Origin of the sequence: Bacteroides gallinaceum (genome assembly GCF_030373775.1) — a bacterium.
In the GTDB taxonomy this organism is placed as follows: domain Bacteria; phylum Bacteroidota; class Bacteroidia; order Bacteroidales; family Bacteroidaceae; genus Phocaeicola; species Phocaeicola excrementipullorum.
In genome coordinates this window covers 17,523-31,587 of the sequence record NZ_JAUDEN010000005.1, presented here as the reverse complement: position 1 = coordinate 31,587, position 14,065 = coordinate 17,523, and the positions used below count along the sequence as shown (strand labels likewise).

At 51.7% G+C, this 14,065-nt stretch carries 12 protein-coding genes; 2 read left to right on the top strand and 10 right to left on the bottom strand.

Translation table 11 applies throughout. The annotated features are described in order from the left end of the window. Positions 1–150: 150 nt before the first annotated feature. The 4 genes from QUW60_RS04280 to QUW60_RS04265 all read right to left on the bottom strand — a co-directional run bounded on the left by QUW60_RS04280 (position 151) and on the right by QUW60_RS04265 (position 4,711). Positions 151–1,419, bottom strand: coding sequence for a WD40-like domain containing protein (locus tag QUW60_RS04280; protein WP_289558679.1), 1,269 nt, complete (start codon positions 1,417–1,419; stop codon positions 151–153). A 606-nt stretch (positions 1,420–2,025) separates the two neighbouring features. After that, the gene (locus QUW60_RS04275) at positions 2,026–2,808 is read right to left on the bottom strand and encodes an MBL fold metallo-hydrolase (RefSeq protein WP_289558678.1); all 783 of its coding nucleotides are present in this window, start codon (positions 2,806–2,808) and stop codon (positions 2,026–2,028) included. A 27-nt stretch (positions 2,809–2,835) separates the two neighbouring features. Then, positions 2,836–3,849 carry a UDP-N-acetylmuramate dehydrogenase gene (gene murB, locus QUW60_RS04270; protein WP_289558677.1) on the bottom strand — a complete coding sequence of 338 codons (1,014 nt, stop codon included), beginning with the start codon at positions 3,847–3,849 and terminating at the stop codon, positions 2,836–2,838. Between the two features lie 4 nt (positions 3,850–3,853). Next, on the bottom strand, positions 3,854–4,711 hold the full coding sequence (locus tag QUW60_RS04265; RefSeq protein ID WP_289558674.1) for a DUF4348 domain-containing protein: 858 nt from the start codon (positions 4,709–4,711) through the stop codon (positions 3,854–3,856). Between the two features lie 120 nt (positions 4,712–4,831). Between QUW60_RS04265 and pheS the strand changes: the two genes are divergently transcribed. Next, the gene (pheS, locus tag QUW60_RS04260) at positions 4,832–5,866 is read left to right on the top strand and encodes a phenylalanine--tRNA ligase subunit alpha (protein ID WP_289558672.1); all 1,035 of its coding nucleotides are present in this window, start codon (positions 4,832–4,834) and stop codon (positions 5,864–5,866) included. 98 nt (positions 5,867–5,964) lie between these two features. Then, positions 5,965–7,164, top strand: coding sequence for an MFS transporter (locus tag QUW60_RS04255; protein WP_258337793.1), 1,200 nt, complete (start codon positions 5,965–5,967; stop codon positions 7,162–7,164). Positions 7,165–7,175: 11 nt separating this feature from the next. On the opposite strand, the gene QUW60_RS04250 is transcribed toward QUW60_RS04255, so the two are convergent. The 6 genes from QUW60_RS04250 to leuC form a co-directional block, all read right to left on the bottom strand. Further along, positions 7,176–8,306, bottom strand: a complete 1,131-nt coding sequence (locus QUW60_RS04250; protein ID WP_289558669.1) for a hypothetical protein — start codon at positions 8,304–8,306, stop codon at positions 7,176–7,178. An 80-nt stretch (positions 8,307–8,386) separates the two neighbouring features. Beyond that, positions 8,387–9,229, bottom strand: a complete 843-nt coding sequence (locus QUW60_RS04245) for a tetratricopeptide repeat protein (protein ID WP_289558667.1) — start codon at positions 9,227–9,229, stop codon at positions 8,387–8,389. Positions 9,230–9,413: 184 nt separating this feature from the next. Next, positions 9,414–10,475: a 3-isopropylmalate dehydrogenase gene (gene leuB, locus QUW60_RS04240; protein ID WP_258337796.1), complete on the bottom strand. Its 1,062-nt coding sequence runs from the start codon at positions 10,473–10,475 to the stop codon at positions 9,414–9,416. 20 nt (positions 10,476–10,495) lie between these two features. Then, positions 10,496–12,031, bottom strand: a complete 1,536-nt coding sequence (locus QUW60_RS04235; protein WP_289558664.1) for a hydroxymethylglutaryl-CoA lyase-like TIM-barrel protein — start codon at positions 12,029–12,031, stop codon at positions 10,496–10,498. A 29-nt stretch (positions 12,032–12,060) separates the two neighbouring features. Next, positions 12,061–12,657 (bottom strand): 3-isopropylmalate dehydratase small subunit, encoded by a 597-nt coding sequence (gene leuD / locus QUW60_RS04230; RefSeq protein ID WP_258337798.1) that lies wholly within the window; start codon positions 12,655–12,657, stop codon positions 12,061–12,063. A 13-nt stretch (positions 12,658–12,670) separates the two neighbouring features. Next, positions 12,671–14,065, bottom strand: a complete 1,395-nt coding sequence (gene leuC / locus QUW60_RS04225) for a 3-isopropylmalate dehydratase large subunit (protein WP_289558662.1) — start codon at positions 14,063–14,065, stop codon at positions 12,671–12,673.

The following is a 14,065-nucleotide window of genomic DNA, read 5'->3' as shown; positions in this document are numbered from 1 at the left end:
ATTATATTGTCTGTTTTTATTAACTAAACTAAACAAAATGTCCTACATCTGCATTCCACTCAAACAATCAGAAAGCATGAGAGCCGGATGATACACACCCGGCAGGCAATAAAACAGAAGAAAAACGACAGACTTTACCAAGCAGACAGATCAGTTCGTCCATACGATCTCATCATAAGCGCATCCCTCCTCGTCCACAGATTTCCAGACCTTTCCATCCAATGAAAACTCCATGATCTTGCGACCGGTACCGCCGGTTTCAAAAAGAACGGTCAAGGTTCCCGGACGGTCGTAATTGGCAGACACCGACAGGGCACGGCCGGCAAACGTGGAACACGGCTCGTCGAAAGCAGGCTCGCCGTTCTCTTCCAGCAGATACATCCCGCTCACACCGGCACGGACCACGATATATCCGCACTGCCATTCATTGTCCTTATCCATAAAGGAGAAAGGTATCAGTCCTTCAGCCTCCACATCGCCAAGCGCATGGAATCCGCTATAGATGCCATATACCACAGGAGTCCATTTTCCGTTCCCATTATTTGCGGAAAACAGCAGACTTTCCGTTCCCGTATAGGCACCGGGATAATCGCCGAACATTTCCGCTTCCAAACCTTCCGGCAACGGATATTTATATAGCGGTGCCGGCATAATATCGCGCGAAGAGGTTGAAACATAATCATTCCGCTCCAGATGGTCAGAGATGATCTCAAGCGTATAATCCTCCCCGTCAACGGCATGAAGCGCACCTACTCCTGACGGAGAGGCAAACAAGGCAAGCGTAGGATATCCGCCCAACCTTTTCCATTCCGAGGTGCAGAAGTCGAAAAAGACGGGACACTGCATCCCTCCGATTTCGCTCAGTCCGCACAGGCCATAGCACTCCCAGCAGGACACGGCGGAATGAAAGTCCGGACATCCGTCAAGCGTCCACCGCGTTTCCGGCTTTGCGTTCCACATGCATTCCGCCGTGCCTCCACCACGGGTAATGCCATACAGCCGGGCTTCTTCAGGAGTAGCACCGTCTTCCACGTACAATTTCCCCACATGCATCATTTCTCCGCTGCGCATCACCAGCACCTCCACCCGCGATTCGGGCTTCCGGTAAGGCAGACGGATAGAGATGCCGTCCGAAGCCGACTCCATGATTTCGGCCCTGTAACCCTTGATGTAACCTTCCGGAAAACCCGGCTCGTTCAGGTCCCAATAAAACTCCAGCATCACATCATCGGTATCCAGATAGCCGTCACCCAAAAGATGCACGGTTTCGCCCGGAGAAAGCGTCTGTCCCTCCTCCATCAGCCTTGCATTTTCAATGAATTGCGGTTCGGATGCCCCTTCGTCATCCTTGCATGCCGCCATGCCCATTGCAAAGACTGGTACCAGCAGAACCAGCCCTAAACGAACGTTTGTTTTCATAGCTTTGTTTCTTTAAATTCAGCAATTTATCCGTTTAACAAAGATAAGCAAAAGGAACGACAAAATATCAAAATTTTTGAAAAAAGCGGGAAACGTCATCTTGACAAAATGCCATTTTGCCATTTCAAAGGCCTGAGAATCGCCCGCATTCAGACAGAAGCAACGGGAAGAGAAATTCGGGAAAGACGAGAAAAGACAAACGACCGGCATGTCCGAACAAACCGGTTCTGCATGTCAAAACGGAAGGAAAAGCTTTTCGTCCGCCCTGTTTCGAGAGGGAAATGCGCCATAGGCAAACATTCGGACAATCCGAAAACCTCGCCATTCTGAAACATTCCGGACAAAAAAGAAGGATAAAAAGCAGGATCTGAAAAGATGACGGGACATTTTCCGCCACATATAAGGTCATCCGGACAAAGATGACGGGAAACTTTTATCAAAACAAGCCGTTATTTTCACACGCTTATACGCCCCAATCCTCCCGGCCAGTCCGGAACCGCCCCTTCACAAGGCGTATGAACGGGGTTCCGATTATATTTCTTTAAGAAAACATCTCCAGAAAGCGAAAAGCGCGTCGCGGTGCGGAAAGCAAAAGAGGCTTTCTGCTTACATATTGCAATGCAGTTCCAGTCCGTCGTAAGCAAGATGCACATTGGCAGGAAGCGACTTTTCAACCTCCGCATGAAGGCCTATCTGATGGCTCATGTGGATAAGCCACGTGCGGCCCGCCCCGATTCGTGCGGCCTGCGCAAGGGCTTCCGAAAGCGACTGGTGCGTCCAGTGCGGCTCGATGCGCAGGGCGTTCATCACCAGACAGTCCAAATGCTGCAAACAGGCATACGAAGTGTCGGGCATGGAAAGCATGTCCGTAATCCACGCCATCGGACCGATACGGTATCCCATGATAGGCAAAGGGCCGTGCATCACGCGGAAAGGCACCACCTCCACCGAGTTGCCCTGCATGTTGCTGACCGTGAAGGGAACGCCCTCCGCGATCTTTTCCAGCGGAATGTGCGGCACGCCCGGATAGAGATGCTCCGTAAAGCAGTAAGGAATGCGCCTTTTCAGACGTTCGGCGGTATCGCTCTCGGCATAGACCGGAATGTCACGGAAATGGCAGAAAGGGCGCAGATCGTCAAGTCCGCCCACATGATCGTAATGCTCGTGCGTTATCAGCACCCCGTCGATCGGACGGTAATCGTCCAGCCGGAGCATCTGCTGGCGGAAATCCGGACCGCAGTCGATGAGAATGCGCACGCCGTCCGCCTCTACCAGGCCGGAACAGCGCAGGCGGTTGTCCCTCGCGTCCGTGCTTCTGCACACCTCACACGTGCATCCCACTTGGGGAACTCCCGTAGAAGTTCCGCTTCCCAATATCGTAATCTTCATGTCCATCCTGTTCTGTTAATCTGAATCTTATTCTATCACATTCACCTCGGGCGAAATCGCTATGCCGAACTTTTCCTGTACCGAACGGACCACTTCACCGGCCAGCCGGAGCACATCGCGCCCCGTAGCCCCTCCCCGGTTGACAAGCACCAAGGCCTGGCGGTCGTGTACGGCGGCAGGTCCCAAAGACTTGCCTTTCCACCCGCACCGGTCTATCAGCCATCCGGCCGGCACCTTCACACGCTCTCCCTCCAGAGGATAGGAAGGCATGTCGGGGTATTCCCCGCGCAAGCGTTCAAACTGGCTCCGCGGAATGACCGGATTCATGAAAAAGCTTCCGGCGTTTCCCATGACCTCCGGATCGGGGAGCTTGTTCTTCCGGATTGAAATGATCACCCGGCGCACGTTAGCAAGAGTCGGCACGGCGCCTTCTTTCTCCAGCTCGGCGCGCACGTTGCCGTAATCAAGACGAAACACGGGACGCTTGCTCAGGCGATAAGTCACCCCCGTCACAAAATACTGCCCTTTCAGCTCTTTCTTGAAGATGCTCTCGCGATAAGCGTAGCGGCATTCCGCATTGGAGAAACGGCACTTCTTTCCCGTTCCGGCCTCAACCGTGTCTACCGATACGATCAGGTCTTTCGCCTCGGCTCCGTATGCGCCGATGTTCTGCACCGCCGAAGCTCCCACCTCACCGGGTATCAGCGACAGGTTCTCGGCTCCATACCATCCGCGCTCCACCGTATAGGCAACAAAATCGTCCCACACAACGCCCGAGCCTGCGCGAAGTTCGATCCATTCCCCGGTTTCAGCCACCGTTTCGATCCCCCTCACGGCCGAATGCAGGATCAATCCGGGATAGTCTGAGAGGAACAGCAGGTTGCTTCCGCTTCCGATATGCAAAAAGGGAAGCCGAAGCCCTCCCGAAGAAAGGAAGGCGCACAACTCTTCTTCCGACTTATACTCAATGAAACGCGCCGCCTTCACGTCCATTCCGAACGTGTTGTGAGCAAGCAGGGAATAGTCTGTATATTCAGTCATACAATCAATCGCTTAAATCTTCAAACTTTACCAGACGCCACAGCCCGTTTCTCCGCGAAAAATGCAGCGTGTTGTTGAATCCGTTTCCGAAACCCTTGAATTCCATTATCTTGCGGTCTGCATTTTTCTGCTCGGGCTGGCCGTAATGCACATTAGTCAACCGTTCTTTCATCATCGGCGGACGGAAAGCGAACCACTGCCCCTCATCGAGCGTGGTTTCCAGAATCTGGAACTCGTCTTCCGGATCGACCGTAACGAAAGCCAGCGGACTGGACAGGCGTTCGCTCTGGAACACCGAATCGCACGAGAACTTCTTGTAGAAAGCAAAGAAATCTTCCTTCCCGTCTTCTTCTTGCGCCAGCCGCTCAATATTTATCGCCTCAAGAAACCACGAACTCCGCTTGCGCTCAAAATAATAGCGCTTGATCTTTCCTTCATGCAGATAAATCCAGTCGACCTGCACGCTCCGCAAGCTCGTGTCCTTCTCCACCTCCATGTCTTCTTCCGAATCGAAAAGCACGGTATAGGCCTGCTCTTTGCTGAAGAGCGGATCGTATTTCCATTCTTTGCGCTGGATACGCACCACTTCTTCTCCCTTGTAAAACGAAAAAGGAAAAACCACACGCGACTTCTGGAACTTAGGCTCCGAAGCGAAGTTATAGAAAAAATCGGCGAAACTCTCATCAGCCGACGCCGGAACTTCTTCCTCCGCAACCACAAGCGTGTCCTGAACCGAATCAGGCACCATAGTCAAAGAATCAATCTGCTCAGTCAAAGTTTCAAAAGGACCGGCTTTCTTCTTGCCACCTTGGCAGGATGCCATCAGTATCACCAAACAACACCCGAAAATCAATGTTTTCATTTACTATACTCAAATGTTGGGTGCAAAAATACCTTTTTTTTCGTTTCGGTGTAAAATAAAATAGGACTTTTCTTTTTTATTACTACCTTTGCACTCAGCAAAATAATAATAGCAAGAACTATGTTAGCAAAAATAGAAGAACTGCTTCATGAAGTAGAAGGCATGACTGCCAGCAACGCTGAAGAACTCGAAGCTCTTCGCATCAAATACTTAAGCAAGAAAGGGGCGATCAATGCGCTGATGGCGGATTTCCGCAGCGTGCCCGCCGAACAGAAGAAAGAAGTGGGCATGAAACTGAACGAACTGAAGAACCGCACGCAGGAACGCATCGCGGCCCTGAAAGAAATGTTCGACAACCAGGACAATGACACTGAAGGCATTGACTTGAGCCGCACCGCCTACCCCGTCGGACTGGGAACGCGCCACCCGCTTTCCATCGTAAGGAATGAAATCATCGACATATTCGGACGGATGGGATTCACCATCGCCGAAGGCCCGGAAGTGGAAGACGACATGCACGTATTCACAATGCTGAACTTTGCGGCCGACCATCCGGCACGCGACATGCAGGACACGTTTTTCGTTGAGTCGAACGCAGACGACGTGACCAAAAACATCATTCTCCGCACGCACACAAGCAGCGTGCAGGCCCGCGTGATGGAAAAGACCCAGCCCCCTATCCGTGTCATCTGCCCGGGACGCGTATACCGCAACGAGGCGATCAGCTACCGCGCCCACTGCTTCTTCCACCAGATTGAAGGGCTGTACGTCGACAAGAACGTATCGTTCACCGACCTGAAGCAGGTGCTTCTGCAGTTCGCCCAGGAAATGTTCGGCCCGCAGACAAGAATACGCCTCCGTCCGTCCTACTTCCCGTTCACCGAACCGAGCGCGGAGATGGATATCAGCTGCCACATCTGCGGCGGCGAAGGATGTCCGTTCTGCAAATATACCGGATGGGTGGAAATCCTGGGATGCGGCATGGTAGACCCGGCCGTGCTTGACGCCTGCGGAATAGACAGCAAGGTATATTCCGGCTATGCGTTCGGCATGGGTGTGGAACGCATCACCAACCTGAAATACAAAGTGAAGGACTTGCGCATGTTCTCGGAAAACGACACCCGCTTCCTCGAAGAATTCGAATCGGCAAACTAAGGTTTCCACATACAGCACAACAGAGGCCACAGAAACAGGTGCGGGATATATCCTCCTTGTTTCTGTGGCCTCTATAGCGCAACAAAAACTCCCAGGCCATGAAAAAAGACAGGCTCGCAACTCCCAGCTACTGCTTTATCCTGGCAGCCAATTTTCTGCTCTACTTCGGATTCTGGCTGCTGGTTCCGGTGCTTCCGTTCTATCTTTCGGAAATCTTTCAGGCATCCAACACCACTATCGGAATCGTACTGTCGTGCTACACCATCTCCTCGCTCTGCATCCGCCCATTCTCGGGATACCTGCTCGACACTTTTGCGCGCAAGCCCCTCTACCTACTCGCCTACTTCACGTTTACGCTGATTTTCGCAGGATACATGATTGCCGGCATGCTGACATTATTCATCATATTCCGCGTCATTCACGGCTTCTCGTTCGGAATGGTCACCGTAGGCGGAAACACGGTGGTGATTGACATCATGCCTTCTTCCAGACGAGGCGAAGGACTGGGCTATTACGGGCTGGCAAACAACATAGCCATGTCCATCGGACCGATGTTCGGACTCTTCCTGCACAGCGGAGGGGCATCCTATACCACCATATTCAGCTATGCGCTCGGCTCATGCCTGCTCGGATTCTTTTCGGCATGTGCGGTAAAGACTCCCTACAAGGCTCCTGTAAAGCGCGCTCCGGTTTCGCTCGACCGCTTTATTCTTCTCAAGGGTATTCCGGCCGGATTCAGCCTTCTGCTCCTCTCCATTCCCTACGGAATGACAACCAACTACGTAGCCATGTATGCACGCCAGATTGGAATCACCGCAGAAACGGGATTCTTCTTCACACTGATGGCTGTCGGGATGGCAATCAGCCGCCTGTTCAGCGGAAGACTGGTCGACAAAGGAATGATCACGCAGGTGATAGCAGCCGGACTTTATCTGGTTAGCTTCTGCTACTTCATCCTGACCGCTTGCGGATGGCTCGTCGACTGGAACATCAGCATCGCAACCGCCCTGTTCTTTCTTGTCGCACTTCTGCTTGGAGTAGGTTTCGGAACCATGTTTCCGGCTTACAACACCTTGTTTGTGAACCTTGCTCCAAACAGCCAGCGCGGAACAGCCACAAGCACTTACCTGACATCATGGGACGTAGGCCTGGGAATCGGCATGCTTGCCGGAGGATACATTGCAGAAATCTCCACGTTCCGGGTAGCCTACCTCTTCGGCGCCGCCCTTACAGTGGTTTCTCTCTTCTACTTCCATTTCAAGGCCGGACCGCACTTCCAAAAGAACAGGCTGAGATAAGCGGGGGCGGACTAATCCTTATAGGTAAAGACAAAAATATGGGAGAAATGATTCTTTACCTTTTTTATCTGAACGGAAAGAATAAATGACCGGAAAAGGTCGGGATGACGCAAAAGAAAGCCTGGCAGAAAGGAAGCATACTGTTCGGGATGCTTCGCGATCTTGTCCATGTCGGCAACCATTATGTATGAAGCGTCGCGCGAAAGGTTTGCCGTACACTCATCAAACAACGAATGGAAAGGCGAGGCTATCACCGAAGAGATGCAAGAATCAACTTTCTCCGGCCCGGAAACAATCAGCAGGCTGTCTTTCTCCACCACAGGCTGCACCTTATCCAGCCGCTCCTCTATCGTCTGCATGCAGGAATCGGGCATGTACATTGCCCCGCTCAGATAAAAGACCTCGCTGTTCATGTTTACATCAAACTCGCTCCAGCATGGATGTCCGTCAACAAAGAAAGGAAGGGAGGCAGTGCGCCCATAAATTGTCAGATGATTGACTGACTTCGGCTGATGAATGGAAGAAAACACCGCATCGTTCCGCAGCGAGGCACCGTCTTTTTTCGCGTCAATCACCCGCTCGATCAGATTCTTCTGGTAACTGACAGCCAGCACTCCGCCCTCCTCATACACAGACAGGTAGTGCGCAGGATCCATCGGAAAAACTTCAATCTTTTCTCCTCTGTAAGTTTCCTCCTTCGACACAAAGTTCACATTGTATTTCCGGCGGACAGCTTCGACCAGCTGCCTTTTCTCTTCTTTCCCGGCATGAAAATACGCCACTACGTCCGGTTTGCCGGGAGTATGGAAACTCACGAGCAGATGGTTCATCCGATTGCTCAGCCCATGCGCGGCAGAAGAAGAGTAATTGTTCAGATCGTTCAGCACATCAGCCACAAGCCCCGTCCGATGCAGCGTATCCAGCTGGGCGGCATAGGCCATATCAGAAAATCCGTGCAAGAAAAAGTCTATATTGTCTATTTCAAAAAGGCCATAACAATCAGCCGGAACATACTCAAGCAAATCAGCCCCCTGATTCTTGTCAGCCACACTCAGTCTGGCAAATCCGTAAAAGCCGATTCCGATGCAGAATAAAATGACGGAAAGTGCTACACCCAACTTCACGAGTAAACGTAGTTTCATACTTTACACTTCTTTATGCAGCAAAGATAACAAAAAATTTAAAAAGCACAAATTAAGATGAAGTTTTTTTAAAATTTGTATCATCTGCATTTTTCCAGGCGCAAATGCACTTCCGCCTGCGAAGCCCCCAGTGCAACCGCCTCTTCATAAGCCTCTTTAGCCTTTTCTTTTCTGTTCATTTCCAGATAAATGTCACCACGCATCAGCCGGATCTCCACATCACGGGGAGCAAGCTTCATCGCCTTTTCCAGATCGAGCATGGCCATATCCCAATGCTGCTGCTCCCATTCCAGATTGGCACGCATCTTATAAAGTGCCACGTCATCGGGAGTATTCTGTATAAGCAGGTTCAGCCGGTTGATGGCCGAAATATACCTTCCCTCCTTTTCATCGAGCACAACCATTCCCAGAAGTGCGGTCCGGTTCTTCGCGTCCTTGTCCAAGACCACATTATAATCAATGCGCGCTTCCTGATACTGCCGCTTCTGCATATAGATGTATGCACGGAACAGGCGCGCTTCGATATTTTCGGGCAGGAGATCGATGACATTGCAATAGTCCACGTATGCCTTATCGGTAAGATTCTCTTCCAGATACAGAGCAGCCCGGTTCAAAAGCATGGAAGTGGAATAGGGTATGATGTTCAACGCCATCGTATACGACTGGATGGCTTCATCCGCCTTTCCCAAACGCTTCTGAACAGTCCCCAGGTTAGAGAACAGCAGAGCGTTACGCGCGTTTGACGGATCCATTTTCAATGCCTCCTGAAAAAGAGCCTCAGCCTGCGCCAGGCTGTCTTTTTTTACACACGCCATCGCTTCTTCAACCACTTCGTTATAAGACTGGGCAAACAAACGGCCGCCAAAGAGAAAAAGGGAAAAGAGAATTATACAAAAGCGCACATAACTGATTGTCCGATTCATATTCAAAAAATTTTCCACGAAATAAGCAAACTTTCATGAAATGCACAAATGAAGCGGGCACAAAAGTCTTTCTGATAACTTTTTATATTACAAAACAAAAAAACGGCACCCGCTTTTTATCCTTTTTCAGAATAAAACGGGGATGCCATTCTGTATCTTATCCGACGCGAAAAGACGTAAGGAATTACGCCCTCCTGATATAGTCAACGATCCATTCGCCCACTTCCTTCGTGCCGTACTTCGCCCCCCCTTCTACCTGTATCTCGGGAGTGCGGACATTGGCGTCAAGCGAAGCGTCGACAGCTTTCCGTATCAACGCTCCCTCTTCCTTCAAGTCGAAATGCTCGAACAGCATAGCGACAGAAAGAATCTGGGCAAGCGGATTGGCGATATTCAGCCCTTTCGCCTGCGGCCACGAACCGTGGATCGGCTCAAAAACCGGTGTGCTTTCACCTGTAGACGCAGACGGCAGAAGTCCCATCGAACCGCTGATGCAGGAACCTTCGTCTGTCAGGATATCACCGAATGTATTTTCTGTCACCATCACGTCAAAGAAAGTAGGCTCCTGAATCATGCGCATAGCCGCGTTGTCCACATACATATAGTCGGTTGTCACTTCCGGATAACCGGGAGCCATTTCCTGTGCTATCTGCCTCCACAGGCGGGACGAAGCCAGCACATTCGCCTTGTCGACCACCGTGAGATGCTTGCGGCGCTTCATGGCATATTCAAAACCCACTTTCAGGATACGCTCTATTTCCGGACGGGTATACATGTTCGTATCATACGCCTTGTCGTTGTCCTGATACTTTTCGCCGAAATACATTCCGCCGGTCAGCTCGCGGATGCAAAGGAAATCAGCGCCTTCCACCAGTTCTGCACGGAGAGGCGACTTGTGAAGCAGGCATTTGAAAGTCTGCACGGGACGGATATTGGCAAACAGTCCCAGTTTCTTGCGCATGGCCAGAAGCCCCTGTTCCGGACGGACTTTTGCCGTAGGGTCATTGTCAAATCTCGGATCGCCCACCGCAGAAAACAGCACAGCGTCCGCCTCCCTGCAGATCCTGTATGTTTCCTCCGGGAAAGGATCGCCCACCTCGTCGATGGCATGCGCTCCGCACAGCGCATCCTTATACACTACCGTATGGCCGAATTTCTCACAAACGGCCGTCATTACATTCACTCCCTGCACCGATATTTCCGGGCCGATACCGTCGCCAGCCAATACTGCAATTCTAAAATTCATGTTCAAGTTTCGTTTAAAAGTTATTCAAAATCATTTTCAATCATGTTCAGCATCTTGATAGTGGCCTTGATTGCCGCCTCTGTCTGGTCGGCATCAAGTCCTCGCGTGCGGAACTCGTGTCCTTCGCTATTCCACGTGATGACCGTCTGCACGAAAGCATCCGTACGCCCGCCCGGAGGAATGGACACCGCATAGTTGGTAAGCATGGGGAATTTACGTCCCAACGTTCCCTTATAGATCTTTCTCAGGGCCCGGACAAAGGCATCATACTGTCCGTCGCCGGAAGAACTTTCCTGATAAGTTTTGCCGTCTATCTCGATACTCAACGTGGCCATCGGCTTCAGCCCCTGAGCCAACGTTACAAAATAGCTCAGCAAGCGCACCTTATTCTTGTCGCTGTCATGCTTCAGCACATCGCTGATGATATAAGGCAGGTCTTCTTGAGTGACCACCTCTTTCCGGTCGCCCAGCTCTATAATCCGCCGGGTCACCTTTTTCATGGACTCTTCGTCAAGCTCCAGACCGAGGCTTTCCAGATTCTTGCGGATATTCGCCTTGCCGGAATTTTTGCCCAAAGCATACTCCCTGACACGCCCGAAACGTTCGGGAAGCAGATCGTTGCAATACAGGTTGTTCTTGTTGTCACCGTCGGCATGCACACCCGCCACCTGCGTAAACACGCTATCCCCCACAATGGGCTTGTTGGGAGGAATCACGACTCCCGAATAAGACTCCACTACCCGGCTCACCTCATTCAGGCGGCTTTCGTCAATATTGGTGACGGCATGGAAATGATCCTTCAGAATCGCCTGCACGCTGGCAAGAGGAGCGTTTCCTGCACGCTCGCCCAAGCCGTTGATTGTGGTATGAAGTCCCTTCACTCCGCTCAGGACAGCCGCCAGCACATTGCTCACCGCCAGATCGTAGTCGTTGTGCGCATGAAAATCCAGATGAACGTCAGGATAACGTTTCCTCATCTTCCGCATGAACTCGATTACCTGAAGCGGGTTCAATATACCCAACGTATCGGGAAGCATAAAGCGTTTGATGTTGCTCCCTATCAGTCCGTCCATCAGTCCGAATACATAGTCGGGCGAATCTTTTATCCCGTTGCTCCAGTCTTCCAGATAAACGTTCACATCCATGTCCTGTTCATGCGCATAGTCCACCACCTGACGGATATCATCAAGATGTTCGGCAAGCGTCTTCTTCAACTGAAAACGGCAATGCTTCTCCGAACCCTTCGTAAGCAGGTTGATGACCTTTCCTCCGGCCTGGCGAACCCAATCGACCGAAACGTGCCCGTCAACAAACCCCAGCACTTCCACCTTGTGCAACATTCCTCTGCGCGCGGCCCAATCGCAAATCATCCTGACCGCATTGAACTCTCCATCCGACACACGGGCCGAAGCCACTTCAATCCGGTCCACTTTCAGATCCTCAAGAAGCAGCCGGGCTATCATCAGCTTTTCATGAGGCACAAACGAAACGCCCGAAGTCTGCTCTCCGTCGCGCAAGGTTGTATCCATGATTTCTATTTTCGGATGATTCTCCATAATCTCGTTCGTTTTGTTTTTAAACCTGCTCAGCCGCGCGCATGTTCGAAAGCCTCGATCTTATCCTTGTTTCCAACCAGGAAATCAATGTCGTCAAGCCCGTTCAGCAGGCAATGTTTCTTATATGCGTTGATTTCGAAAGTTTCCGACTTGCCTGTAGCTCTGTTTGTAATGGTCTGCGCCGGAAGATTGACTTCCACCTCCGTCTTCGGGTCGGCATAGATGGAATCGAAAAGCTCTTTCAAGAAGCCTTCGCTCACCACCACCGGAAGCACAAAATTATTCAGTTCGTTGTTCTTGTGGATATCTGCGAAAAAGCTGGACACCACCACACGGAAGCCATATCCGGCAATGGCCCATGCCGCATGTTCACGGCTGGATCCGCTTCCGAAGTTCTTTCCGGCCACCAGAATCTGACCGCCGTAAGCCGGATTGTTCAGCACAAAATCCTTGTTCAGCGAACCGTCCGGATTGTATCTCCAGTCGCGAAAAAGATTGTCGCCGAAAAATTTTTCTTCACGGGTTGTCGCTTTCAGGAAGCGGGCAGGAATAATCTGGTCAGTGTCCACATTCTCCAAGGGCAGCGGAACACACGTGCTGACTATTATATTGAATTTCTGTTTCATGGTTAATATGCTGTTACATTAATGTTCTCGGGTCAGTAATCACACCGGTCACGGCAGCGGCGGCGGCCGTCAGCGGACTGGCAAGCAACGTCCGCGACCCCGGTCCCTGACGTCCTTCAAAATTGCGGTTGCTGGTAGACACGGCATATTTCCCGGCAGGAATCTTGTCGTCGTTCATTGCCAGACAAGCCGAACATCCCGGCTGGCGGATTTCAAAGCCCGCCTCCTCCAGCACCTTATCGAGCCCCTCCTCGCGAATCTGTCCGTCAACCATCCACGAGCCGGGAACCAGCCATGCAGTGATGTTGCCGGCCTTTTTCCGCCCTTTGACTATCGAAGCGAAGGCACGGAAATCCTCGATGCGCCCGTTCGTGCAGGCACCGAGAAAAACATAGTCCACCTTTTTCCCGAGCAAAGATTCTCCCGGAGCGAATCCCATATAGCCCAACGACTTCTCAAAAGAAGCCTTTTCAACATCGGCCATTCCTTCCGTCGTCGGGATGCAGTCGGTGATCGCCATGCCCATTCCCGGATTTGTTCCGTAGGTAATCATCGGCTGTATGTCGGCCGCATCATAGCGCACCTCCTTGTCGAATACGGCATCATCATCGCTCTTCAGCGTCTTCCAATAAGCCAGCGCCTTCTCCCAGTCTTCACCTTTGGGAGCATACTCACGTCCCTTGATGTACTCAAAAGTCACCTCGTCAGGCGCAATCATGCCTCCGCGCGCCCCCATCTCGATCGACAGGTTGCATAACGTAAGGCGGCCTTCCATCGTCAGGCTGCGGATTGCTTCACCGGCATATTCCACGAAATAGCCTGTGGCACCGCTCGTTGTCATTTTCGACATCATGTACAGCGCAACATCCTTGGCCGTAACCCCTTTGCCCAGCTTGCCGTCGATCGTGATGCGCATCGTTTTCGGGCGGGACTGGAGAATGCATTGCGAAGCCATCACCATCTCGACCTCACTGGTGCCGATTCCGAAAGCCACCGCTCCCATTGCACCGTGTGTGGAAGTATGCGAGTCGCCGCAGACGATTGTCATTCCCGGCAACGTAAGCCCTCTCTCCGGACCTACCACATGAATGATTCCGTTCCGCTTGTCCATCATCCCGAAGTGAGTCAGGCCGAAGTCCGCCGCGTTCTTTTCCAGCGCATCCACCTGCGCCTTTGAAACCGGGTCTTCAATGGGCTTGTCCTGATCGTGGGTCGGCGTATTGTGGTCCGGCATGCAATAGATGCGTTCGGGACGGAAACATTTCAGGCCTCTCGCCCGCATCCCTGCAAAAGCCTGCGGACTGGTTACTTCGTGGCAATAAAGACGGTCGATATACAACTGAGTAGGTCCGTCATCTACCTTCTGCACCACATGTGCATCCCATATTTTGTCGAATAAGGTATTCAT